At 69.9% G+C, this 24,637-nt stretch carries 22 protein-coding genes; 8 read left to right on the top strand and 14 right to left on the bottom strand.

Annotated elements, in window-relative coordinates; genetic code table 11:
* The first annotated feature begins 5 nt into the window (after positions 1 to 5).
* Entirely contained in the window at positions 6 to 596 is a 591-nt protein-coding gene (locus E4P42_RS04335; protein WP_135123352.1) for a TetR/AcrR family transcriptional regulator C-terminal domain-containing protein, read from the top strand.
* 6 nt (positions 597 to 602) lie between these two features.
* Here the strand turns inward: E4P42_RS04335 and E4P42_RS04330 are convergent, their stop codons facing one another.
* The 5 genes from E4P42_RS04330 to E4P42_RS04310 are packed head-to-tail and all read right to left on the bottom strand — an operon-like array spanning position 603 to position 5,089.
* Complete coding sequence (locus tag E4P42_RS04330) at positions 603 to 1,376, bottom strand: hypothetical protein (RefSeq protein ID WP_135123350.1); 774 nt, start codon at positions 1,374 to 1,376, stop codon at positions 603 to 605.
* A gap of 24 nt (positions 1,377 to 1,400) precedes the next feature.
* Complete coding sequence (locus E4P42_RS04325) at positions 1,401 to 1,925, bottom strand: 2'-5' RNA ligase family protein (protein ID WP_135123348.1); 525 nt, start codon at positions 1,923 to 1,925, stop codon at positions 1,401 to 1,403.
* Positions 1,926 to 2,615 (bottom strand): dethiobiotin synthase, encoded by a 690-nt coding sequence (gene bioD, locus E4P42_RS04320; RefSeq protein WP_135123346.1) that lies wholly within the window; start codon positions 2,613 to 2,615, stop codon positions 1,926 to 1,928.
* Positions 2,612 to 3,760, bottom strand: a complete 1,149-nt coding sequence (locus tag E4P42_RS04315; RefSeq protein WP_135123344.1) for an 8-amino-7-oxononanoate synthase — start codon at positions 3,758 to 3,760, stop codon at positions 2,612 to 2,614. The genes bioD and E4P42_RS04315 overlap by 4 nt, the downstream gene beginning before the upstream one ends.
* 30 nt (positions 3,761 to 3,790) lie before the next feature.
* Positions 3,791 to 5,089, bottom strand: coding sequence for an adenosylmethionine--8-amino-7-oxononanoate transaminase (locus tag E4P42_RS04310; protein WP_135123342.1), 1,299 nt, complete (start codon positions 5,087 to 5,089; stop codon positions 3,791 to 3,793).
* Between the two features lie 91 nt (positions 5,090 to 5,180).
* Between E4P42_RS04310 and E4P42_RS04305 the strand changes: the two genes are divergently transcribed.
* From E4P42_RS04305 to treZ, 4 genes are read left to right on the top strand one after another with little or no spacing between them, the layout of a single operon-like run.
* Positions 5,181 to 7,343, top strand: a complete 2,163-nt coding sequence (locus E4P42_RS04305) for an acyltransferase family protein (protein ID WP_167759351.1) — start codon at positions 5,181 to 5,183, stop codon at positions 7,341 to 7,343.
* Positions 7,344 to 7,347: 4 nt separating this feature from the next.
* A complete protein-coding gene (gene glgX, locus E4P42_RS04300; protein ID WP_135123337.1) occupies positions 7,348 to 9,510 on the top strand; it encodes a glycogen debranching protein GlgX in 2,163 nt (720 codons plus the stop codon).
* Entirely contained in the window at positions 9,507 to 11,804 is a 2,298-nt protein-coding gene (gene treY, locus E4P42_RS04295) for a malto-oligosyltrehalose synthase (protein WP_371286979.1), read from the top strand. Before glgX ends, treY begins: the two co-directional genes overlap by 4 nt.
* The gene (treZ, locus tag E4P42_RS04290) at positions 11,797 to 13,530 is read left to right on the top strand and encodes a malto-oligosyltrehalose trehalohydrolase (protein ID WP_135123333.1); all 1,734 of its coding nucleotides are present in this window, start codon (positions 11,797 to 11,799) and stop codon (positions 13,528 to 13,530) included. The genes treY and treZ overlap by 8 nt, the downstream gene beginning before the upstream one ends.
* Here the strand turns inward: treZ and ilvA are convergent.
* Both ilvA and E4P42_RS04280 read right to left on the bottom strand, forming a co-directional pair.
* Entirely contained in the window at positions 13,527 to 14,810 is a 1,284-nt protein-coding gene (gene ilvA, locus E4P42_RS04285) for a threonine ammonia-lyase IlvA (protein ID WP_135123331.1), read from the bottom strand. The genes treZ and ilvA overlap by 4 nt on opposite strands.
* Positions 14,811 to 14,854: 44 nt before the next feature.
* Positions 14,855 to 15,292 carry a nitroreductase family deazaflavin-dependent oxidoreductase gene (locus E4P42_RS04280; protein WP_135123329.1) on the bottom strand — a complete coding sequence of 146 codons (438 nt, stop codon included), beginning with the start codon at positions 15,290 to 15,292 and terminating at the stop codon, positions 14,855 to 14,857.
* Positions 15,293 to 15,380: 88 nt separating this feature from the next.
* On the opposite strand from E4P42_RS04280, the gene E4P42_RS04275 reads away from it, so the two are divergent.
* Positions 15,381 to 15,608 carry a hypothetical protein gene (locus E4P42_RS04275; RefSeq protein WP_135123327.1) on the top strand — a complete coding sequence of 76 codons (228 nt, stop codon included), beginning with the start codon at positions 15,381 to 15,383 and terminating at the stop codon, positions 15,606 to 15,608.
* Here the strand turns inward: E4P42_RS04275 and E4P42_RS04270 are convergent.
* Together E4P42_RS04270 and E4P42_RS04265 are read right to left on the bottom strand one after the other, a co-directional pair.
* Entirely contained in the window at positions 15,605 to 16,021 is a 417-nt protein-coding gene (locus E4P42_RS04270; RefSeq protein WP_135123325.1) for an SRPBCC family protein, read from the bottom strand. The genes E4P42_RS04275 and E4P42_RS04270 overlap by 4 nt on opposite strands.
* On the bottom strand, positions 16,018 to 16,428 hold the full coding sequence (locus E4P42_RS04265; RefSeq protein WP_245233878.1) for a MerR family transcriptional regulator: 411 nt from the start codon (positions 16,426 to 16,428) through the stop codon (positions 16,018 to 16,020). The genes E4P42_RS04270 and E4P42_RS04265 overlap by 4 nt, the downstream gene beginning before the upstream one ends.
* Positions 16,429 to 16,482: 54 nt before the next feature.
* On the opposite strand from E4P42_RS04265, the gene E4P42_RS04260 reads away from it, so the two are divergent.
* Both E4P42_RS04260 and E4P42_RS04255 read left to right on the top strand, forming a co-directional pair.
* Entirely contained in the window at positions 16,483 to 16,920 is a 438-nt protein-coding gene (locus E4P42_RS04260) for a PPOX class F420-dependent oxidoreductase (RefSeq protein ID WP_135123321.1), read from the top strand.
* A gap of 57 nt (positions 16,921 to 16,977) precedes the next feature.
* The gene (locus E4P42_RS04255) at positions 16,978 to 17,778 is read left to right on the top strand and encodes a DUF6498-containing protein (RefSeq protein WP_135123319.1); all 801 of its coding nucleotides are present in this window, start codon (positions 16,978 to 16,980) and stop codon (positions 17,776 to 17,778) included.
* Here the strand turns inward: E4P42_RS04255 and dnaE are convergent.
* The 5 genes from dnaE to lspA form a co-directional block, all read right to left on the bottom strand.
* Complete coding sequence (dnaE, locus tag E4P42_RS04250) at positions 17,741 to 21,301, bottom strand: DNA polymerase III subunit alpha (RefSeq protein ID WP_135123317.1); 3,561 nt, start codon at positions 21,299 to 21,301, stop codon at positions 17,741 to 17,743. The genes E4P42_RS04255 and dnaE overlap by 38 nt on opposite strands.
* A gap of 68 nt (positions 21,302 to 21,369) precedes the next feature.
* Positions 21,370 to 22,041, bottom strand: coding sequence for a TetR/AcrR family transcriptional regulator (locus E4P42_RS04245; RefSeq protein WP_135123315.1), 672 nt, complete (start codon positions 22,039 to 22,041; stop codon positions 21,370 to 21,372).
* 123 nt (positions 22,042 to 22,164) lie between these two features.
* The gene (gene rarD, locus E4P42_RS04240; RefSeq protein ID WP_135123313.1) at positions 22,165 to 23,100 is read right to left on the bottom strand and encodes an EamA family transporter RarD; all 936 of its coding nucleotides are present in this window, start codon (positions 23,098 to 23,100) and stop codon (positions 22,165 to 22,167) included.
* Positions 23,097 to 24,011: an RluA family pseudouridine synthase gene (locus tag E4P42_RS04235; RefSeq protein ID WP_371286978.1), complete on the bottom strand. Its 915-nt coding sequence runs from the start codon at positions 24,009 to 24,011 to the stop codon at positions 23,097 to 23,099. Before E4P42_RS04235 ends, rarD begins: the two co-directional genes overlap by 4 nt.
* A 14-nt stretch (positions 24,012 to 24,025) precedes the next feature.
* On the bottom strand, positions 24,026 to 24,616 hold the full coding sequence (gene lspA / locus E4P42_RS04230) for a signal peptidase II (protein WP_245233877.1): 591 nt from the start codon (positions 24,614 to 24,616) through the stop codon (positions 24,026 to 24,028).
* Positions 24,617 to 24,637 lie beyond the last annotated feature (21 nt).

Here is a 24,637-nt window from a genome sequence, read left to right as displayed (position 1 = left end):
GCGGTGTGCAGCTGCACAAACGTGACGTGGTCGACGCCGCCACCGCCCTCCTGGACAACTACGGCCTCGCGGATCTGACGATGCGCCGGCTCGCCCGCGAGCTCACCGTCTCCCCGGGCGCGCTGTACTGGCATTTCGCCAACAAACAGGAACTGCTCGGCGCGATCGCCGACCGGATCCTGGAACCGGTCAGCGACCCGCCGGGCGACTGGCGGCACCGCGTGCGGGGTCTGTGCGGCCAGTTGCGGGACGCGCTGCTGTCGCACACCGACGGCGCCGAACTCGTATCGGCCAGCGTGGCCGCCGGCCGCTCCGAGGCGATGATCCGGATCCTCGACCGGCTGGCCGGCGCGGCGGCCGAGGCCGGCGTCGCGCCCGCGCATGCCGGGCTGGCGGCCCGCACGGTCGTCTACTACGTGCTCGGCTTCACCGTCGACGAGCAGTCCCGCCTGCAGTGGGACGCTGCGGGGGCCGAGCTGCCCGAGGCGCAGTCGGTACTCACCGACGAGCCCGCTGTGCGCTTCGCCTTCGGCCTCGACCTGTTCGTCGACGGGATGGACGCCGGGATTCGTTCGGCCGCAACGTCTCCCGGCTAGCCTCGGTCAGAACCCCCGGTAGCCGGCGACGTCGGGCATCCACTGCGGGTCGCCCGCATCCACCGACGCGATCAGGGCCCACATCTGTACGCCGGGTTCGTGCGCTGACACCATCGCGAAGCCGAGCTGGCGGCGGGTCTGGCTCGGGCCGGGACGGATGGTGACCTCGACGATCTTGTTCGGCCGCCCTTCCGCGGTGACGCCTGCGAACTCGCCCTGCAGGTAGACCGGGCTCTCCGACGTCACGAGGTTGTCCGCCTTGGGCGCGTCGTTACCGCTGCCGACGAGTGCGGCGATGTCCGGATAGGTGTGCGCCGGGCCGGTTTTCAGCGCCGGCGCGTACACACATGACAGCAGGTTCTCACCCTCGTCGGTGGGCGCGAGCTTCTCGGCGTAGTCGACCACCGCCAGATGGACGTTGACGATCGCCTGACCGGTGGCATTCACATCACCCAGCGCGGCGAACGGCACCGGCGGCTTCTGCAGCGCGGTCCCGGACTCGGTGAGTGCGCTGCGCCACCGGTCGCGCCACGCGTCGAGGTGTTGCGAGATGTAGGGCACGCAGCGGTCGATCCGATCGGCGTAGCTGAGTTTCATGAATTCCGAGTGACCCGAATCGATCGTCGCCGGCGGCGGGCCCGGGTGGTAGAAGAAGTTCATGATCAGCGAGGTGCCCCCGACCACGGCGCCGACCACGGCGATCGCCGTCGTCGTCCACCAGTGCATCCGGCCTGGGCTCCAGTAGGAGGCGCCGGATTCCTCCTCGGATCGTTGGGCCACCGATCCGTAAGGTACTCCCGGAGATCAGCCGATCGGGTGCTCTTCACGCTTGTTGCCGTCCCAGTGCCGCAGCCCGGTGATGCGGCCGTGGATGGTCCGGGCGAACTTCGGCAGCGCGATCGCCGTCGCGATCTGGTCGGGCGGCACTCGCCGGGCCAGCGTCACATGCGGGGTCCACTGACCCGGATCCGAATGCGGCAGCGGCCCCGCCGGCATGTGCGGCCGCGTCACCCGGTGCACCTCGGCGTGCAGATCCAGTAGCTCCGCGGACGGCACCAGCAGCCGCACCAGCGTGACCGCGCGGCCGCCGCCGAACAGCATCGGGGCGCCGATGGCGCAGGGCAGCGGCAGCCGGGCGAGCAGTGGACGCAACGCGTCGTCGACCGCGTCGGCCATGTCCTCGGCGACCGTCAGCGTCGCGTGCGGCCGATTCGTGGGCGACCGGTGGCCGGCCTGACTGCGAATTCCCGCCTGCGCCAGCTCGTTCCACAGGCCGCGGACCGCAGCGTCGGTGTCCGGATCGAACAGCAACTCCACGGAATGGACCATCTAGTGCAGGCCTGCGATCCAGCCGGGGTCGAAGGCCGTCGCGCTGATCCGTTCGAAGTCCGCCGGGCCGACCGAACCCACGCCCGCGGGCAGTGCGGCACGCACCGGCGCCATCCGGGCCAGTTCGCCGCGGTTGTCCACCTCGATCGGGCCGGGCTGTGCCGGCCATGCACCGATCACCAGCCCGGCGCACGGGACGTCGCGCGCGGCGAGGGCTTCCAGCGTCAGCGCCGTGTGGTTGAGCGTGCCCAGACCGGCGGCGGTGACCACGAGCACCGGGGCGGCGAGATCTGCCGCGACATCGCGCAGCGTGACGCCGCCCTCGCCGAGTTCGACCAGCAGGCCGCCCGCACCCTCGACCAGGGTCAGCCGCCCCGGCGCATCGGCGCGGCGCACCCACTCCACGAGCTCGCCGCGGTCGGGCAGCGCCAGGCCGGCCAGGCGGGCGGCGGCCGGTGGCGCCATCGGTTCGGGATAGCGCCAGCCCGCGTGCAGCGCGCCCACACCGGCCAGTCGGCCCACATCGGCGAGATCGTCGTCACCGGGCCCGTCGATGGGGTTCGTGCCGGTCTGCACGGGTTTGCACACCGCCACGTCGACACCGCCCAGCCGGGCCGCGCAGGCCAGCGCCGCGGTGGCGACGGTCTTGCCCACCCCGGTTCCGGTACCGGTGACGACGAGAATGCTCATCGTCGCGCCGTCTCCAGGACGTCACCGAGCACCTGCCGCGCGACGTCGAGTTCCGCTTCGGTCAGCGAAGCGCGCGCGGTCAGCCGCAGCCGGGACGTGCCGGCCGGCACGGTCGGCGGTCGGAAGCACCCGACTCGCAGGCCGCGCTCCAGGCACGCGGCGGCCGCGGCCAGCGCGACCTCCGGTTCGCCGAGAATGACCGAGACGACGGCCGACTCCGGTTGTTCTCGCACTCCGCAAGCGTGAGCCAGGGCGGCCGCGTTGTCGAGCACCGCCTGTGCGCGCCACGGCTCGGCGGTCAGCACCTCGAGTGCGGCCCACGCGGCGCCGACCGCGGCAGGCGCCAGCCCGGTGTCGAAGATGAACGGGCGGGCGGCGTCGATGAGGTGGGCGCGCACCGCGGCCGCACCGAGCACCACGCCGCCCTGGCTGCCGAGCGCCTTGGACAGCGTCGTGGTCATCACCACGTCGGGTGCACCGGCCAGGCCCAGCTCGTGCAGCAGTCCGCGACCGCCGTCGCCGCGCACCCCGAGCCCGTGCGCCTCGTCGACGAGCAGGACCGCGCCGTGGCGGCGGCAGACGTCGTGCAGCGCGCGCAACGGGGCCATCACCCCGTCGGCGGAGAACACCGAGTCGGTGAGCACCACGGCGCGCTCCTCGTCGCGGGCGGCGAGCGCGGCCTCCACCGCGGCGACGTCGCGGTGCGGGGTCACCTCGACGCGGGCCCGCGACAGCCGGCACGCGTCGACCAGCGAGGCGTGGGTGAACGCATCGGAGACCAGCAGCGATCCGGGCCCGGACAGCGCCACCACCGCACCCAGGTTGGCGGTGTAGCCCGACGAGAACACCAGCGCGGAGTCGGCGCCGGTGAAGTCGGCGAGCGCCCGCTCGAAGCCCTCGTGCAGTTCGGTGTTGCCGGTGACCAGCCGCGAACCCGTCGACCCGGCGCCCCACGTGCGCAGGGCGTCCACGCCGCCTTCGATGACCCGCGGATGCGCCGACAGCCCGAGGTAGTCGTTGGAGGCGAGGTCGAGTTCGGCGCCGACCGGGGGACGCGCCCGCAGTCTGCGGCGCAGGCCGGCGGCGCGGCGCTGCTCGGCGACGTCGTCGAGCCACGCCAGCGGGGACAGGTCAACGCGCGTCACGGTGCTCCTCGGGGACGACTTGAACACCGTTCAGGTTAATGCACGAACAACACCCACCACCGCGGAGGTGATCTGGGCGAGCTCCTCGCCGCTGCAGATGTAGGGCGGCATGACGTAGACCAGGTTGCGGAACGGCCGCAGCCATACGCGGTGGCGCAGCGCGGCCGCGGTGGCGACCCGCATGTCCACCGGGCGGCGCATCTCGACCACGCCGATCGCGCCCAGCACCCGCACATCGGCCACGCCGGGCAGCGTGCGCGCCGGCTCCAGCCCGTCGCGCAGTCCCGCCTCGATCGCCGCGACGGTGGCCCGCCAGTCGCCGGCGAGCAGCAACTCCATCGACGCCACCCCGACCGCACAGGCCAGCGCGTTGGCCATGAACGTCGGCCCGTGCATCAGCGCCCCGGCCGATCCGGTGCTGATGGTGTGCGCGATCTCGCGCGTGCACAGCGTGGCCGCCAGCGTGAGGTACCCGCCGGTGAGGCCCTTGCCCACGCACATGATGTCGGGACGGACCCCGGCGTGGTCGGCCGCGAACATCTCCCCGGTGCGCCCGAAGCCGGTGGCGATCTCGTCGAAGATCAGCAGCACGCCGTGGCGGTCGCACAGCGTGCGCAGATCGCTCAGATAGCGCGGATCGTGGAAGCGCATCCCGCCCGCGCCCTGCACCACCGGCTCGACGATGACGGCGGCCAGCTCGTCGGCGTGGTCGACCAGTTGCCGTTCGAACGCCTCGACGTAGGCGGGATCGTGCTCGCGCGGCACCGGCGGGGCGAACACCTGGCGGTTCAGCACGTCGGTCCACAGGCTGTGCATCCCGCCGTCCGGATCGCACACGCTCATCGGGGCGAAGGTGTCGCCGTGGTAGCCGCCGCGCCAGGTCATCAGGCGGCTCTTCCCGGTGCGGCCCCGCGCCCGCCAGTACTGCAGCGCCATCTTCACGGCCACCTCGACCGACACCGATCCGGAGTCGGAGAAGAACACGGTGTCCAGCCCGGCGGGGGTCATCTCGACGAGCAACTGCGCGAGGCGCACCGCGGGCTCGTGGGTGAGCCCGCCGAACATGACATGGTTCATGGTCGCCAGCTGATCGGTGATCGCCGCGTCGAGCACCGGGTGGCCGTGACCGTGGATGGCCGTCCACCACGAACTCATGGCGTCGATGACCTCGACGGGAGCACCGTCGGCGGGGTCGGAGACGGTGATCCAGACCCCACGGGCGGCGAGCGCCACGACCGGCGGCACCGCTTCGGCGCCGATGGTGCTGTAGGGGTGCCAGACATGCGCGGCGTCCAGCGCGCTGATCTGGGCGGGTGTCAACGCAGGCACGGCCCGACCCTAGACCCTTTGCTCACCGCGGTACCCCGGCGATGCGGCGGCAGGAGCCACCCTGCGATGTTCGGTAGATTAACCGGCGACCATGATGACCCTCGCCCCCGCCCGGCCGGCACCGCAGCGCGGTCCGGGCGCCACCGACCGTGCCGCGATGGGCACCCGTGACTCGGGTTTCTACCGGCACGACCTCGACGGACTGCGCGGTATCGCGATCGCGCTCGTCGCGGTTTTCCATGTGTGGTTCGGCCGGGTTTCCGGTGGTGTGGACGTGTTCCTGGCGTTGTCGGGGTTCTTCTTCGGCGGCCGGCTGCTGCGGGCGGCGCTGACCCCGGGGGTGCCGCTGCGCCCGGTCTCGGAGGTGACCAGGCTGATCCGGCGGTTGTTGCCGGCACTGGTGGTCGTGCTGGCGGCGGCCGCCGTGCTGACCATCCTCGTGCAGCCCGAAACACGGTGGGAGACGTTTGCTGACCAGAGCCTGGCGAGCCTGGGGTACTACCAGAACTGGGAGCTGGCCAACACCGCCGCGGATTATCTGCGGGCCGGTGAGACCGTCAGCCCGTTGCAGCACATCTGGTCGATGTCCGTGCAGGGACAGTTCTATCTCGCGTTCCTGCTGCTGATCTTCGGCGCCGCGGTCATCCTGCGGCGGGTGGTGCGCCGCCATCTGCGCGCGGTGCTGATCGTGTTGCTCGCCGCGCTCACCATCGCCTCGTTCGTCTACGCGATCATCGCCCACAACGAGGATCAGGCCACCGCCTACTACAACAGCTTCGCCAGGGCCTGGGAGCTGCTGCTGGGCGCGTTGGCCGGCGCGCTGGTCGGCTACGTCCGCTGGCCGATGTGGCTGCGCACCACGGTCGCCACCGTCGCGCTCGCGGCGATCCTGTCGTGCGGCTGGTTCATCGACGGCGTCAAGGAGTTCCCCGGCCCGTGGACGTTGGTTCCGGTGGGCGCCACGGTGCTGTTCGTGCTGTCGGCGGCCAACCGCCAGCACGATCCGCGCACCTCCGGCCGGCTGCCCGCGCCCAACCGGCTGCTGGCCACCCGGCCGTTCGTCTGGCTCGGCACGGTGGCCTACTCGCTGTACCTGTGGCACTGGCCGCTGCTCATCTTCTGGCTGGCCCACACCGGCGAGACCGCCGTCGACTTCTGGCAGGGCGCCGCGGTGCTGGGCGTCTCGCTGGTGCTGGCCTGGCTGACCACCCGGTTCATCGAGCAACCGCTGCGCTACCGGGCGCCGTCGGCCGCGGCTGCGGCGGTGCCGCTGCGCCGGCGCCTGCGCCGCCCGACGATCGCGCTGGGGTCGGTGGTGGCGCTGCTCGGGGTGGCGCTGACCGCGACGTCGTTCACCTGGATCGAGCACGTGACGCTCGAGCGGGCCAACGGCCAGGAGCTGGCCACGCTGTCCCCGCGCGACTATCCCGGCGCTCGGGCGCTGCTCGACAACGCGCGGGTGCCCACCCTCCCGATGCGGCCCACGGTGCTCGAGGCCAAGAAGGACCTGCCGGCGAGCACCATCGACGGCTGTATCAGCGATTTCGACAACGTCGGGGTGATCAACTGCACCTACGGCGACAAGACCGCCACCCGCACCATCGCCCTGGCCGGCGGATCGCACGCCGAACACTGGATCACCGCGCTCGACCTGCTGGGCCGCAGGCACCACTTCAAGGTCGTGACCTACCTCAAGATGGGCTGCCCGCTGACCACCGAGGAGATGCCGCTGGTGATGGGCGACAACCGGCCGTATCCCAAGTGCCATCAGTGGAACGAACGGGTGATGCCCAAACTGCTCGCCGACCGACCGGATTACGTGTTCACCACCTCGACACGCCCGTGGAACATCAAGGACGGCGACGTGATGCCGTCGACCTACCTCGGGATCTGGGAGACGTTGTCGCGCAACAAGATCCCCATTCTCGCGATGCGCGACACCCCGTGGCTGGTGCGCGACGGCGAGCCGTACCAGCCGGCGGACTGCCTGGCCGACGGCGGGGACGCGATCTCCTGCGGCGTCGAGCGCGCCAAGGTACTCTCCGACCACAACCCGACACTGGATTACGTGGCCCGGTTCCCGCTGCTCAAGCCGCTGGACATGAGCGACGCGGTGTGTCGCGAAGACTACTGCCGCGTCGTGGAGGGAAATGTGCTGCTGTATCACGATGCCCACCACCTGTCGACGACGTACATGCGCACCATGACCGACGAACTGGGACGTCAGATCGCCGCCGCCACCGGCTGGTGGTGACCGGGTGACCACCCCCTCCCCCAGACCGGACGCGCCGGCCCTGCACACCGTCTGGCCCGGTGAGGCCTACCCGCTGGGCGCCACCTACGACGGCGCGGGCACCAATTTCTCGGTGTTCTCCGAAGCCGCCGAGCGTGTCGAGCTGTGCCTGATCGCCAAGGACGGCAGCGAGGAACGGATCAACCTCGACGAGGTCGACGGCTACGTGTGGCACGCGTATCTGCCCACCGTCACCCCCGGCCAGCGGTACGGCTTCCGGGTGTACGGGCCGTGGAACCCGGCCGCCGGACACCGCTGCGACCCCAGCAAGCTGCTGCTCGACCCGTACGGCAAGTCCTTCCACGGCGACTTCGACTTCACCCAGGCGCTGTATTCCTACGATCTCGAGGCCGACGATCTGGCCTCCGGCGGCACTCCCCCGCGGATCGACTCGCTGGGCCACACCATGACCAGCGTCGTCATCAACCCGTTCTTCCAGTGGGGGTCCGACCGCGCGCCGCGCACGCCCTACCACGACACCGTGATCTACGAAGCGCACGTCAAGGGCATGACCCAGACCCATCCCGGGATCCCCGCCGAACTGCGCGGCACCTACGCGGGCCTGTCCCACCCGGTGATCATCGACCACCTCAAGTCGCTCAACATCACCGCCATCGAGCTGATGCCGGTGCACCAATTCATGCACGATCACCGGCTGCTGCAGCTCGGGCTGCGAAACTACTGGGGCTACAACACTTTCGGCTTCTTCGCCCCGCACCACCAGTACGCCGCCACCCGGTACGCCGGCGGCGCGGTGGCCGAGTTCAAGACGATGGTGCGGTCCTTCCACGAGGCCGGCATCGAGGTGATCCTCGACGTGGTCTACAACCACACCGCCGAGGGCAACCACCTCGGGCCCACCATCAACTTCCGCGGCATCGACAACGCGGCCTACTACCGGCTCCTCGACGAGGACCGCCGCTACTACAAGGACTTCACCGGCACCGGCAACAGCCTCAACGCGCGCCACCCCCACACCCTGCAGCTGATCATGGACTCGCTGCGCTACTGGGTGCTGGAGATGCACGTCGACGGCTTCCGCTTCGACCTGGCCTCCACGCTGGCCCGCGAGTTCTACGACGTCGACCGGTTGAGCGCCTTCTTCGACCTGGTGCAACAGGACCCGGTGATCAGCCAGGTCAAATTGATCGCCGAACCGTGGGACGTCGGCGAAGGCGGTTATCAGGTCGGCAATTTCCCAGGTTTGTGGACCGAGTGGAACGGGAAGTATCGCGACACTGTGCGCGACTACTGGCGGGGCGAGCCCGCGACCCTGGGCGAATTCGCCTCCCGGCTGACGGGATCATCAGACCTCTACGAGGCCACCGGACGGCGCCCCAGCGCCAGCATCAACTTCGTCACCTGCCACGACGGGTTCACGCTCAACGACCTGGTGTCCTACAACGAGAAACACAACCAGGCCAACGGCGAGGACAACCGCGACGGCGAGAGCCACAACCGGTCGTGGAACTGCGGTGTGGAGGGTCCCACCGACGATCCGCCTATCCTGGCGCTGCGCGGGAAGCAGATGCGCAACATGATGGCGACGCTGATGCTCAGCCAGGGCACCCCGATGCTCGCCCACGGCGACGAGATCGGGCGCACCCAGCAGGGCAACAACAACGTCTACTGCCAGGACTCCGAACTGTCCTGGATGGACTGGTCGCTGTGCGAGACCAACGCCGACCTGCTGGCGTTCACCCGCAAGGTGGTCGCGTTCCGCAAGAGCCACCCGGTGTTCCGGCGCAGGCGGTTCTTCGAGGGCAAGCCGATCCGCAGCGGCGACCAGGTGCGCGACATCGCCTGGCTGACCTCGGCGGGCACCGAGATGACGTCGCAGGACTGGGGCACCGGGCTGGGAAAGTGCGTCGCGGTGTTCCTCAACGGCGACGCCATCCCCGCCCCCAACGCCCGCGGCGAGCGCGTCGTCGACGATTCGTTCCTGCTGTGCTTCAACGCCCACAACCGGGTACAGGAGTTCGTGACACCCGAGGCGGACTACGCCGAGCAGTGGACCGCCGACCTCGACACCGCCGACCCCACGGGCAGCACCGAGTTGGTGGTCGCGGCCGGGGAGACGATCGCACTGCAGCCCCGTTCTCTGCTCGTTCTGCGAAAGACGGCATGACCATGGCCAATTCCCCTGTGCTGTCCACCTACCGCCTGCAGATGCGCGGTGACGCGTTCACCCTCGCCGACGCCGAGGCGCTGCTGGACTACCTCGACGACCTGGGTGTGTCCCACCTGTACCTGTCGCCGATCCTCACCGCGGTCGAAGGCTCCACCCACGGGTACGACGTCACCGACCCCACATCGGTGTCGGCGGCGCTCGGCGGCCCCGAGGCGCTGGCGTCGCTGTCGGCGGCCGCGCGAGCCCGCGGCCTCGGCCTGGTCGTGGACATCGTGCCCAACCACGTCGGCGTCGACCAGCCGACCCAGAACCGGTGGTGGTGGGATCTGCTCGCCCACGGCCGGGACTCGGCCTACGCCGACTACTTCGACATCGACTGGACCGCCGACCCCGACGGCCGGATCCTGTTGCCGGTGTTGGGATCCGACGACGACGTCGCCGACCTCACGGTGGACGGGGACGTGCTGCGACTGGGCGACCTGAGCTATCCCATCGCCCCCGGCACCGGCGACGGGACGGGCGCCGAGGTGCACGACCGCCAGCACTACCGGCTGATCGGATGGCGCCGCGGCATCTGCGGATACCGCCGCTTCTTCTCGATCACCTCCCTGGCCGGGCTACGCCAGGAGGACCCCGCGGTGTTCGAGGCCACGCACGCCGAGGTGAAACGCTGGTTCACCGAGGACCTGGTCGACGGCATCCGCATCGACCACCCCGACGGCCTGTCCGACCCGACGGGCTACCTGACGTGGCTGCGCGAACTCGTCGGCCCATCGGCATGGATCGTGATCGAGAAGATCCTGGCCGTCGACGAACCGCTGGACCCCGCGTTGCCCGTCGCAGGCACGACCGGCTACGACGCGCTGCGCGAAGTGGGCGGCGTGCTGATCGACCCGGCGGGCGCCGACGCGCTGACCGCGCTCTACGAATCCACCGGCGCCGACTACGCCGCGATGCCCCGCACGGCCCGCGCGCTGAAGGTGCAGGCCGTCACCGCGACGCTCAGCAGTGAACTGGCCCGGCTGTGTCGCACCATTGTCGCCGCCACCGGTCAGGACCATTCGCTGCTGCCCGAAGCCACCGCCGCGTTGATCAGCCATCTCGGTGTGTACCGCTCGGATTACCAGGCGCTGTCCTCGGTACTGCCGATGGCGACCGCCGAGACGCTCACCGAACACCCGCAGTTCGCGCGGCCGCTGGAGATCGTGTCCGCGGCGCTGGCGACGAGCCGCGAGACCGCGGTGCGCTTCCAGCAGCTGTGCGGGGCGGCGACCGCGAAGGCGATGGAGGACTGCCTGTTCTACCGCGACGCCCGGCTGGTGTCGCTCAACGAGGTGGGTGGGGAACCCGAGTGGTTCGGGGTCAGCGCCGCGGAGTTCCACCAGCGCGCCGCCGTGCGGGCCGAGCTGTGGCCGGCGGCGATGACCGCGCTGTCCACCCACGACACCAAACGCGGTGAGGACGTGCGCGCACGCATCGGGGTGCTGTCCCAGGTCCCGTCGCTGTGGGCCCGGTACGTCGAGGCGTGGGCGCAGCGCACCCCGCCGCCGGACTCCGGTACCGGACTCTTCCTGCTGCAGAACATCTTCGGCGTCTGGCCGGTCGACGGCCGCGTGACCGACGAGCTGCGCGAGCGGTTGCACGCCTACGCCGAGAAGGCGATCCGCGAGGCGGCCACCCACACCACGTGGAACGATCCGGACACCGAGTTCGAATCGGCGGTGCACACGTGGCTGGACGGCGTGATCGACGGCCCCGTCGCGGTCGAACTGACTGGGCTGGTCGAACAACTCGACCCGCACGCACGCAACGACAGCCTCGCCCAGAAGCTGCTGGCACTCACCGGACCCGGCGTCCCGGACGTCTACCAGGGCACCGAGTTGTGGGAGGACAGCCTGGTCGACCCGGACAACCGCCGACCGGTCGACTACGCGGCCCGGCGCACCGAACTGGCGGCGCGCAACCACCCGAAGATGCGGGTGGTGTACGCGGCACTGCACGCGCGCCGGGACCGGCCCGCCACCTTCCTCGACGGCGGCTACACCCCGGTGCTGGCCCAGGGCAGCGGCGCCGGCCACGTGGTGGCCTACCTGCGGGGCGACGACGTCCTGACCGCGGTCAGCCGCCACACCGTACTACTGACCGAAACAGGCTGGGGGGACACCACTGTGACGCTTCCCGACGGGACGTGGACCGACCGGATCACCGGTGGCCGGTTCAAGGGCACCGTCGCCGCGGCCGACCTGTTCGGCGACCTGCCGGTGGCGCTGCTGGAGCGCGGCAATGCCTGAGTTCGCGGTGTGGGCGCCGCGGCCCGAACGCGTCCGCCTCGACGTCGAGGGGACCCTGCATCCGATGACCCGATCCGAGGACGGGTGGTGGCGGGCCGAGGTGGACGCCGCCGCCGACGCGCGGTACGGGTTCGTCCTCGACGACGACCCCAAGGTGCTGCCCGACCCACGTTCGGCACGTCAGCCCGAGGGCGTCCACGAACGCTCGCAGCTGTGGCACCCGGCGCCCGACGCCTGGACCGATGACACCTGGGCGGGCCGCAGGATCGAGGGGTCCGAAACGGGTCAGGTGATCTACGAGCTCCACGTCGGCACGTTCACCTCGGACGGCACCTTCGACGCGGCGATCGACAAGCTCGACTATCTGGTGGACCTCGGCGTCGACTTCGTCGAACTGATGCCGGTCAACGCGTTCGGCGGGACGCACGGCTGGGGCTATGACGGGGTGCTCTGGTACGCGGTGCACGAACCGTACGGCGGTCCCGACGCGCTGATCCGGCTGATCGACGCCTGCCACGGCCGCGGGCTCGGCGTGCTGATCGACGCGGTGTTCAACCATCTCGGGCCGTCCGGGAATTACCTGCCCAAGTTCGGGCCGTACCTGTCGACCGGCAGCAACCCATGGGGCGAATCGATCAACATCGCCGACGGGAACGCCGACGAGGTGCGGTGCTACATCATCGACTGCGCGCTGCGCTGGATGCGCGACTTCCACGCCGACGGGCTGCGGCTGGACGCCGTGCACGCCCTGGTCGACACCACCGCGATCCACATCCTCGAGGAGCTTTCGGCCGCGACCGACGCCCTGGCCGCCGAGGTCGGCCGGCCGCTGTCGCTGATCGCCGAGAGCGACCTCAACGACCCGCGCCTGATCACCCCGCGTGAGCAGGGCGGCCTCGGGATGACCGCGCAGTGGGACGACGACATCCACCACGCCATCCACTCCGCGGTCTCCGGTGAACGCCAGGGCTATTACGGCGATTTCGGCTCGATGGAAGCGCTGGCGCAGACGCTGAAGGGCGGCTACTTCCACGCCGGCACGTACTCGTCGTTCCGCCAGCGCCGCCACGGCCGCCCACTGGACACCGCCGCGATCCCGGCGACCCGGCTGCTGGCCTACACGTTGACCCACGATCAGGTGGGCAACCGGGCGGTCGGTGACCGGCCGTCGCAGAACCTCGACACCGGGCAGCTCGCGGTCAAGGCAGCGCTGGCGCTCGGCTCCCCCTACACCGCCATGCTGTTCATGGGCGAGGAGTGGGGTTCGTCGTCGCCGTTCCAGTTCTTCAGCTCCCACCCCGAGCCGGAGCTGGCCCGGGCGACGGCCGAGGGCCGTAAGAAGGAGTTCGCCGAACACGGTTGGGACGCCGACGAGATCCCCGATCCGCAGGACCCGGAGACGTTCCTGCGGTCCAAGCTGAAGTGGGACGAGATCGGTGACGGCGACCACGGCCGGCTGCTGACCCTCTACAAGGATCTGATCGCGTTGCGGCACAGCGAACCCGACCTCGCCGATCCGTGGCTGGACCACATGACCGTCGACTTCGACGAGGACCGCCGCTGGATCGTGCTGCACCGGGGATCGCTGGCGATCGCCTGCAACCTCGGCGCCGAGGCCGCCGACGTGCCGGTCACCGGCGAGGTGGTGCTCGCCTGGGGCGAACCCGCCGCGGGCGCGGGTGCCACGCGGCTGGACGGGCACTCGTTCGCGGTGCTGCGCTCCTAGAGCAGGTAGCGGTAGGCCGGTGAATCCGGGGCCAGCGTCTCGACGTGCATATCCGAGGCGTGCATCCGGGCCAGCAGCCCGTCGAGGTCGGCCGCCGAACCCAGCTCGATGCCGACCAGCGCCTCGCCGGTCTCCCGGTTGTTGCGCTTGACGTACTCGAACAGCGTGATGTCGTCGTTCGGGCCGAGCACCTCGTCGAGGAAACGCCGCAGCGCCCCGGGTTCCTGCGGGAAGTCCACCAGGAAGTAGTGCTTGAGCCCGAGGTGGACCAGCGACCGCTCGAGGATCTCGCCGTAGCGGGAGACGTCGTTGTTGCCGCCGGAGATCAGGCACACCACCGTCGACCCGGGTTCGACCGTGGTCTCGAGCAGGCCGGCCACCGACAGCGCCCCGGCCGGCTCGGCGATCAGCCCCTCGTTCTGGTAGAGGTCGAGCATTGCGGTGCACACCGCGCCCTCGTCGACCGTGGTGAGCGACACCATGTCGCCGGCCGCACGCAGCGCGGCGAACGGCAGCCGTCCCGCCCGGGCCACCGCGGCGCCGTCGACGAACTGGTCGACGTGATCCAGCGTGACCGGCTCCCCCGCGGCGAGCGCGGCGATCATCGCCGCCGCGCCGGCGGGCTCGACACCCAGCACCGCGGTGTTCGAGGTCCGTTCGGCAAGGTAGGTGGTGATGCCGGAGATGCAGCCACCACCGCCGACGGGCACGATGACCAGATCGGGTTCGGCGTCGAGGTCGTCGAGGATCTCGGCGGCGATGGTGCCCTGACCGGCCATGGTCCGGACGTCGTCATACGGCGGCACCAGGGTGGCGCCGGTGCGGGCGACATCGTCGAGCGCCGCGGCGGCGGCCAGATCGTAGGTCGCGCCGACGGCGATCAGCTCGATGTTGTCGCGGCCGTGGTAGCGGATACGGTCGCGCTTCTGCTTGGGCGTCTTGGCCGGCACGTACACCCGCCCCTTGATGCCCATGATGCGACAGGCCAGCGCGAAACCCTGCGCATGGTTGCCGGCCGAGGAGCAGACCACGCCCGCCGCGATCTCGTCCGCGCTGAGCTGCGACAGCAGATTGAACGCGCCGCGCAGCTTGTAGGACCGCACGGCCTGCAGGTCCTCGCGCTTGAGATACACCTCCGCGCCGGTGGCCTCCGAGAGCCGCTCGCAGTACTGCAGCGGCGTGCGGACCACCACGCCCATGATGCGCTGAGCCGCCTCGTCGATGTCGGCCGCGGACAGCGGCGACGAGGTTCGCGGATTCTGGCTCAGCTCAGCAGTCACCGGTCAATGGTGCCACCGGTGCCCGTGCCGGGTGAAACCGGTTTCTACTCGACCGGGGTGAGCACGAACACCGGGATCTCGCGGTCGGTCTTCGTCTGGTACTCGGCGTAGTCGGGCCACGCCTCGACCGCGCGGTCCCACCACTCGGCCTTCTCCCCGCCGAAGACCTCGCGCGCGTCGTACTCCCTGGTGACGGTGCCGTCCTGCAGTTCGACGCGCGGATTCTTCTTGATGTTGTGGTACCACACCGGGTGCTTGGGGGCGCCGCCGAGCGACGCGACGACCGCGTATTCGCCCTGGTACTCGACCTTCATCAGCGGCGTCTTGCGGATCTTGCCGGTCTTGGCGCCGACGGTGGTCAACAGGATGACCGGCCTGCCGTTGAGTTCGGTGGCCTCGGTGCCGCCCGACTCCATGTACTTCTCGGCCTGCTCGCGGGCCCAGTCCGACGTGCTCGGTTCGTATTCTCCGGTGAGCGGCATGGAACGAGTTTAGGCGGGTACAGGACGGGCGTCCCCGATTCGGAGTTTCGGTTGGCCGAAACCTTGTCTGAGAGGTATCGTGATCTCTATGACGACCGCCGGAAACTTCCACTTCGCCGCCCCTCGGGTGGACGCGGAGATCCCGGTCGCCGGTGTGCCGTGGCCGGCCTACAAGCTGCTGGCGCTGGCGGTGGGATTCCTGGTGTTGGTCGTCGTGGGTGCGGCCACCATGAGCGCCGCCCCGGCCGTACTGTCCGGCGCCGCCGCGGCCACCGTGGTGTGGCTGGTGCTCGGCCTGGCCACCGCCAAGCGCTAGTCCTCGACCAGCCTGCGCAGGGCCTCCAGGTCGGCGGCCACCGCGGTCGCATCCGCCTCGAACTCCGCATCGGTCATGCCGGCCCGCCGCCGCAGGCTGAACACCACCTCGCAGCGGCGCTCTCCCGGCCCCGCGGGCACCACCCGCAGCGGGTTGTACACCGCCTCCCCGGACGGCAGTCGCACCAGATGGTCCAGCACCCCGAAGGCGTTGGCCGGGGCGAACTCGACCGTGACCGGGCCCATCGGCGAGTCGGCGACCCAGCCCTCGGCACTCTGCCGCAACCCGCCGGCGGCCAGTCCCGCCGCCCACCGCGGCCAGGTCGCGGGGTCGGCGGCGAAGTCGTAGACGACGTCGGGCGCGGCGTCGATCCACACGCTCAGGTGCCGGGACTCGGGGGCGCGGGCGTTCATCGGGCCATCCTGTCCTGTTCGGCCGGCGCCGACACGTGCACCCCGCACGCGCAGTCGTCGATCGACGGGCAGGTGCAGCGCATCCCCCACTCGATGATCTCGCGGGCACGCTGCAGCGCGTCGATCTGGGTATCGATCCGCGCCAGCTTGTCTTCCGCCAGCGCCCGGCTGACCGGCCTGCCGGGTGCGTCGTCGGCGAACAGCAGCCCGATCTCGTCGAGCGCGAATCCGGCGGCCTTGCACAGCCGGATCACCTCGAGCCGGCTCAGCACCGACTCGTGGTAGCGGCGCTGCCCGCCGGCCCGCCGGGCGAACGGCAGCAGTCCGATCTGTTCGTAGTAGCGCAGGGTGGTCGCGGCGACACCGGTGCGACGCGCCACCTCGCCGATCGACAGCTCCGGTTCCACCGTGCCTCCTGCGCCCCTTGACTTCGAGTCAACTCTAAGTCGTTGACTGGTCGCATGGACACCCTCACAGAGTTGGACCGGTCGCGTTACGCCCAGTTGCGGTCGTACCGCCGCGACGGCACCCCGGTCGACACCCCGATCTGGTTCCATCTCGACGGCACCACGCTGGTGTTCCGCACCAAACGCGGCCCGAAGACCGCGCGCGTCACCCGCGATCCACGCGTGGAGGTCCGGGTGTGCGATCACCGCGGCCGGGTCCGTGACGACGCGCCGACGCTCACGGGCCGCGCGGTCGTTCTCGCCGGCCGCGACGCCGAGGACGCCAACCGGGCGCTGCACCGACGCTACGGCTGGCAGTACAACATCCTGCCGTTGCTGCGGATCCCCGGCGTGCGCAACGTGCACAGCGGGCTGTCGTGGCGCGAGAAGTGGCGCAAGGCCCACGACTGCGGGGTCTGGGACGACAGCGCCATCGTGCGGGTGGACCTCTAGCCGCTCCGGTGGCCGTGTCGGCCGCCATTCCGCCGCGGTGGCGGACACACTCGACGAGTGCGGAAGATCCACGGCCTGATCCAGGTCGCCGTCATCGCGGTGCCCGGGGTTGGGTGGTTCCTCGCCGACTGGTCGGCGGGCACCACGCTGGTGGTCTACTGGTTCGAGACGTTCGCCGGCTGCCTGCTGATCGGGCTCCGCATCGCTGTTCATCAGCGGGTGAGCCCACGGCGAGGACACTTCCGCTACCGGGCGCCGGCGTCCGGACGCGGTAACCGGCGCAACTCCTTCCTGCGGGGCTTCCTCACCGCCAGCCTGGTGTTCACGGCGGCACACGGAGTCTTCCTCGCGGTGCTGCTCGTACTGCTCGACCACAACGGTGAGGGTCGCCTCGCCGCGGTCGACGGCCGCAGTGTCGCCTCGGGTTGCGCACTGGTGCTGCTGTTCCTGCTCGTCGATGCCTGCGTCGATCTGCCCCGGCTGCGCAACTGGTCCTTCCACGCGCTGGAACAGACCACGCAGCGCGGGTTGACCCGCATCGGCGTCGTGCATTTCACGCTCGTGTTCGGGCTGCTCGGCGTCGCGGTCACCGGGGCGCCGTCGACGTTCTTCGGCGTGTTCGTGGCGCTGCGGACGCTCTACTCGCTGAGCATCGTAGTACCGCAGTGGGATCCGGCCACCCCGCCGGCGTGGTTCAGCCGCATCATGAACCGCATCCCCAACGCCCATCCCGGCGAGAGGTTCGAAGAGTACTGGGCCAGGGACCGCGACGCGGAAGCCGCCCGTCGCCGGCACAACGAAGAGCCGTGGCGGACCGGGCCTACCCGCCCAGGCAGCCGGGACCGAGCAGCGCCTTGAGATCACCCATGAGGGCCGAGGACGGCGTCACCCGCAGCGACTGATCGAGTTCCAGCGTGGTGATCCGCTCCCCGCTGATCAGCCGCAGATGCACCTGTGAAGTGCCGGGATGGTTGGCCAGCACCTGCTTGAGCGCGCTGACCTTGTCGACCGTGCACTGACGGGTGGGCAGGCTGACCGCCAGCGGCCGGTCGGCCTGCGCGCTGGAGAAGTCGGGGACCACCAGTTCATGGGCGATCAACGCGATGCGGTCGTCGCGGGCCGCGACCTTGGCCTTGACCAGCACCACGACGTCGTCGGCGATCTCGCCGCCGAACAGCGAGTACGTCTGCGGGAAGAACAGGACCTCGATGCCGCCGGTCAGGTCCTCGAGTTGCGCTGAGGCCCAGGGCAACCCGTTCTTGTTCACCCGCCGGTTCACCGAGGCCAGGATGCCACCGACGAGGACCTGCGCATCGTTGGCGACATCGCCGTCGAGGATCGCCGGGATCTGGGTGTCGACCTGGTTGGCCAGCAGGTGCGCCACCCCGTTGAGCGGATGCCCGGACACGTACAGCCCGAGCATCTCGCGTTCGAGGGCGAGCTTGTGCTTGTCCTCCCACTCCTCGTCGGGCACCTTGATCGTGAACACCGCATCGGTTGCGGTATCCGCGCCGCCGAACAGGTCGAACTGCCCCATCGCCTCGGCCTTCTTGGTGCCCAGCACCGAATCCACCGCGTCGGTGTGCACCAGGAACAGCCCCTTACGGGGATGCCCCAGCGAGTCGAAGGCGCCGGCCTTGATCAGCGACTCCGTCACCTTCTTGTTGCAGGCGGCGATGTCGATCTTGTTGAGGTAGTCCGAGAAGTCGGTGTACTTGCCCTTCTCGGTGCGCGTGTTGACCAGCGAGGCAACCACATTCGAGCCCACGTTGCGGACGGCACCCAGACCGAAGCGGATGTCGTTGCCGACCGAGGCGAAATTCTGCACCGACTCGTTGACGTCGGGCGGCAGGACGGTGATGCCGAGACGGCGGCAGTCCGCCAGGTACACCGCGGCCTTGTCCTTGTCGTCACCGACCGAGGTGAGCAGGCCCGCCATGTACTCGGCCGGATAGTTCGCCTTGAGGTAGGCCGTCCAGTACGACACGAGCCCGTAGCCGGCGGCGTGCGACTTGTTGAACGCGTACCCGGCGAACGGGAGGATGGTGTCCCACAGCGCCTTGACGGCCTTCTCCGAGAACCCGTTGGCGGTCATGCCCTCGTGGAAGCCCTTGTACTCCGCCTCGAGCACCTCGAGCTTCTTCTTGCCCATGGCTTTTCGCAGCGCGTCGGCCTTGCCCATCGTGTAGGAGGCGACCTTCTGCGCGATGAACATGATCTGCTCTTGGTAGACGATCAGGCCGTAGGTCTCGGCGAGGATGTCCTTGAGCGGCTCCTCGAGCTCGGGGTGGATGGGCTTGATCGCCTGGCGGCCGTTCTTGCGGTCGGCGTAGTCGTTGTGAGCGTTCATGCCCATCGGCCCCGGCCGGTACAACGCCAGCACCGCGACGATGTCGTTGAACTCGGTGGGCTGCATGCGGCGCAGCAGGTCGCGCATCGGCCCGCCGTCGAGCTGGAACACCCCGAGCGTGTCGCCACGGCCGAGCAGCTCGTAGGCCTTCGGGTCGTCCAGCGGCAGCGATTCGAGGTCCAGGTCGATACCGCGGTTGGCCTTGATGTTCTCGATGCAGTCGCCGATGATCGTGAGGTTCCGCAGGCCGAGGAAGTCCATCTTCAGCAGGCCGATGGCCTCACACGACGGGTAGTCCCAGCCGGTGATCACCGCACCGTCCTGCGGGCGCCGCCACAGCGGGATCGCGTCGATCAGTGGCTCGGAGCTCATGATCACCGCGCACGCGTGCACACCGGCGTTGCGGACCAGACCCTCCAACCCCCGGGCGGTCTCGTAGATCGTGCGCACATCGGGGTCGGTGTCGATCAGCGCGCGGACCTCGGCGGCTTCCTTGTACCGCTCGTGGTTCGGGTCGGTGATGCCCGACACCGGGATGTCCTTCGCCATGATCGGCGGCGGCAGCGCCTTGGTGATACGGTCGGCGATCGCGAACCCGGGCTGCCCGTAGTGCACCCGCGCCGAATCCTTCAGCGCCGCCTTGGTTTTGATGGTGCCGAACGTGATGACCTGGGCGACCCGGTCGCTGCCCCACTTGTTGGCGGCGTAGCGCAGCATCTCTCCGCGGCGGCGGTCGTCGAAGTCGATGTCGATGTCGGGCGCCGACGGACGCTCCGGGTTGAGGAACCGCTCGAACAGCAGCCCGTGCGGGATCGGGTCGATGTTCGTGATGCCCAGCGCGTAGGCCACCAGCGAACCGGCGGCCGACCCGCGTCCGGGCCCGACCCGGATGTCGACCGACTTCGCGTAGTTGATCAGGTCGGCCACGATCAGGAAGTAGGACGGAAAGCCCTTGTCGCAGATGACCTTGATCTCGTACTCGGCGCGCTCGATGTAATCCGACCCGACAGCGCCCGGGAACCGTCGCTCCAGACCGGCCATCACCTCGTGGTGCAGCCACGACGCCTGATCGTGGCCGTCGGGCACCGGGAAGATCGGCATCCGGTCGCGCGGCTCCCACACGTCGGCGTAGGACGACACCCGCTCGGCGATGAGCAGCGTCGAATCACAGGCGCCGGGCACCTGTCCATCCCACAGCGCGCGCATCTCGGCCGCCGACTTCAGGTAGTAGCCGTCGCCGTCGAATTTGAAGCGGGTGGGGTCCGAGAGTGTCTTACCGGTCTGGATGCACAGCAGCGCCTCGTGGTTCTGCGAGGCGTCGCGCGTGACGTAGTGGCAGTCGTTGGTGGCCAGCGGCGGGATACCCAGCTTGCGGCCGACCTCGAGCAGCCCTTCGCGGACGCGGCGCTCGATGTCGAGCCCGTGGTCCATCAGCTCGAGGAAGAAGTTGTCCGGCCCGAAGATCTCCCGCCACTTGGCGGCGGCCTCCAACGCCTCCCGCTGGTGCCCCAGCCGCAGCCGCGTCTGTACCTCGCCGGACGGGCAGCCGGTGGTGGCGATGATGCCCTCGGCGTGCTCGGCGATGATCTCGGCGTCCATCCGCGCCCACTTGCCGAGCTGCCCCTCGAAGGAGGCCAGCGACGACAGTTTGAACAGGTTGCGCAGCCCGGTCGCGTTCTCGGCGACCATCGTCATGTGCGTGTAGGACCCGCTGCCCGACACGTCGTCGCTCTTCTGGCTGGGATCGCCCCACAGCACGCGTTTGGTCTCGAACCGCGACGCCGGCGCGATGTACGCCTCGATCCCGATGATGGGCTTGATCCCGGCGTCGGTGGCCGCGTTGTAGAACTCGCTGGCACCGAACATGTTGCCGTGGTCGGTCATCCCGATCGCGGACATCTCGAGCCGCTGCGCCTCGGCGAGCAGCGGTTTCACCTTCGCGGCCCCATCGAGCATCGAGTACTCGGTGTGGTTGTGCAGATGCACGAATGATCCCGATGACCCCGTAGACCGCGACTCCGAACCGCTCATAGGGTGGCCAGTCTATGGCCGCCCACCGACACGGTTCGGCGTGTCGCGTCCCGTGTCTGCCGGATCCGTCACCGCGGCTGCGCCGACCCGGTGCGGCGCCCGTCGGGATTCTCGGTCACCAGCCCGTGCGCAAACAGTTCGATGAGTTGCTTGGCAATCGTGGTGAGCTCGCTGCCGCCGCCGGTGTAGCCGGCGTAGAACGCCATCCCGTAGAGGATGACGTGCAGCATGTCGACGACGGCGTCGCAATCGGTGTCCGGCGCCAACTCGTCGCGACGGACCGCATCCGACACCAGCCGCATCAGGAAGTGCTGAACCGGCGAGGCGGTCACCGACTGCAGCTCGGGGTTGCGGCCCCATTCGAGGCGGGCGCTGATGAGGAACGGCATGATCGACGGATCCCGCGCGTCCACCTCCCCGACCGCGGCGACGAATGCCGAGAGCCGTTCGAGCAAGGTGTCCGATCGCAATGATCGGCCGGCGCAGTGCTCGATGAGGTCGCGCGCCTCGTCGAGCAGCGCCTCGAACACCTCGTCGCGGGTGGCGAAGTAGTAGTGCAGCGTCGGCCTGCTCAACTCGGTGCGTTTGGCGATGGCCTGAAACGTCATACCCGAGTACCCGCGCTCGTTGACCACCTCGCGGGCGGCGCGCACGATCAGCTTGCGGGTGCGGGCCGAATCGGCGCCGACCGGGCGGCCGCGAGCGCGCGATACCGAGGAAGTACGGCCTCTGCGCTGCACGTAGCAAACGTTAGGACATAGCTGCACGTCTGGCAACCGGCTATCCGGCAAACGCAAGGACCGGTGTGGCGTTGCCGGTGCCGACGGTCCGACCCAGGACCGCTGGTGAAACCAGTAGCACTACTAACCACAATCTTTGCCACACGGGCGCTCGGCGGCCGCGGCGGACCGCTGCGCGGCGGCCCGGGCGGACCCGCGCCCGCGGACCGCGTCCACGGCCAGCAGCGCCAGCGCCACCCAGATGAGCGCGAAGCCGATCCACCGGCCGACCGGCATCGGCTCTTGTCCGACCACCACTCCCCAGGCCATCTGCAATGCGGGGTTGATGTAGAACAGCAGGCCCAGCGTCACCAGCGGGAGCCGCTGCGCGGCGGCCGCGAACAGCAGCAGGGGAATCGCGGTGACCGGACCGGCCAGCATGAGCAGCGCAGCGTGGCCCGTCCCGGCCGACAGGAAGTGCCCCTGGCCGGTCACCGCCAGCACGACCAGGTAGCCGCCCGCGATCGGCAGCGCGATCAGCGTCTCGACCGCGACGCTGACCCGGGGGTCGGCCGTCACCACCTTCTTCACCAGGCCGTAGAACCCCCACGACAGGGCCAGCGCGAACGCGATGTAGGGCGGTGTGCCGACCTCCACGGTGAGCACGGCCACCGCCGCGATCGCGAGCAGCAGCGCCCCCTGCTGCCACCGGTTGATCCGCTCGCGGAACACCAGCACACCCAGCGCGACGCTGATCAGCGGGTTGATGAAGTAGCCCAGCGCCGCGTCGACCACGTGCTCGTGGGTGACCGCGTAGATGTACACGCCCCAGTTCGCCGACACCAGCGCCGAGGCCGCCAGCAGCTGCAGCCACGTCCGGCCGCTGAGCCGGCGCAGGTCACCGAGGCGCCGCGCGACCGCGAGGATCAGCATCAGGAACAGGAAGCTCCAGACGATGCGGTGGGCGAGGATCTCCAGCGAACCGGCGGGCAACAGCAGCAGGAAGAATCCGGGGCACAGCCCCCACCAGACGTAGGCGCCGGTGCCGAACAGCAGACCGCTGCGGCGGCGGTCGGTCACCGGGCGTGGTGCCGCAGCACGTCCAGGGCGTGCTGCAGGTCAGCCGGGTACGGACTGGTGATCTCCATGCGCCTGCCGTCGGCCGGGTGCGCGAACGCCAGCGACCGGGCGTGCAGCCACTGCCGTTCCAGGTCGAGTTTCCTGGCCAGCGTCGGGTCGGCGCCGTAGGTGAGGTCACCGCAGCACGGATGGTGCAACGCCGCGAAGTGGACGCGGATCTGGTGGGTGCGGCCGGTCTCCAGTTCGATGTCGAGCAGGCTGGCCGCCTGGAACGCCTCGATGGTGTCGTAGTGGGTGATGCTGTGCCTGCCGTTCTCGGTGACGGCGAACTTCCAGTCGTGCCCGCGGTGGCGTCCGATCGGGGCGTCGATGGTGCCGCTGCTCGGATCCGGATGGCCCTGCACCAGTGCGTGGTAGCGCTTGTCGACGGTGCGCTGTTTGAACGCCCGCTTGAGCACGGTGTAGGCCCGCTCCGAGAGCGCCACCACCATCACCCCCGAGGTGCCGACGTCCAGCCGGTGCACGATGCCCTGCCGTTCGTGGATGCCCGACGTGCTGATCCGGAACCCCGCGGCGGCCAGCCCACCGAGCACCGTCGGGCCGTGCCAGCCGACCGTGGCGTGTGCCGCCACCCCCGGCGGCTTGTCCACGGCGACGATGTCGTCGTCGGAGTACAGGATCGCCATGCCCTCGATGTCGACCGGGGTGTTCTCCACCGGCGGCGGCGCCTCGGGCAGCCGGACCTCCAGCCAGGCGCCCGCCGTCAGCCGGTCCGACTTGCCTGCGCGCACGCCGTCGACGTCGACCCCGCCCTCCTCGGCCAGCGCGGCCGCCGCCGTCCGCGACAGCCCGAGCAGCCGCGACAGCCCGGCGTCCACACGCATCCCGCCCAGTCCCTCCGGGACCGGCATCGATCGGATGGTCACTATGACGCGGACTCGTCGTCCGGCCGGCGGCGGCCGACGGTGTCGAAGTCGAAGCCGAACAACGACAGCACCACCAGCAGGATCGCCCCGCCGACCACGGACGGGTCCGCGACGTTGAACACCGGCCACCAACCGATCGACAGGAAGTCCACGACGTGGCCGCGCAACGGGCCGGGTGAGCGGAAGAAACGGTCGATGAGGTTGCCCGTCGCCCCGCCCAGGATCATGCCCAGCCCGAGCGCCCACCACGGGGACACCAGCCGTCGGCCCATCCAGACGATTCCCACCACCACGGCCGTCGCCACCAGCGTCAGCACCCAGGTGTAGCCGGTCGCCATCGAGAACGCCGCCCCGGAGTTGCGGACCAGCGTCCAGGTCACCGTGTCGCCGATGATCGACACCGGCTGGCCCGGGGTCAGCAGCCGGACGGCCAGCACCTTGGTGACGATGTCGGCCACCAGCACCACGGCCGCGACCGACAGCAGCAGGCGGAGCCGTCGCCGCGGGGCGGGCGCCGCGTCGACGTCCGCCGCCGCGGTGTCTGCGGCGTCGGACGTGGATTCGGCTTTGGGCGAGGGTTCGTCGGTCACGCCCACCATCATCCCAAACCG

Source organism: Mycobacterium sp. PS03-16 (genome assembly GCF_004570325.1).
Lineage (GTDB): Bacteria > Actinomycetota > Actinomycetes > Mycobacteriales > Mycobacteriaceae > Mycobacterium.
Note: the sequence above shows the minus strand (reverse complement) of the source record. Positions and strands in the feature narration are given on the sequence as shown.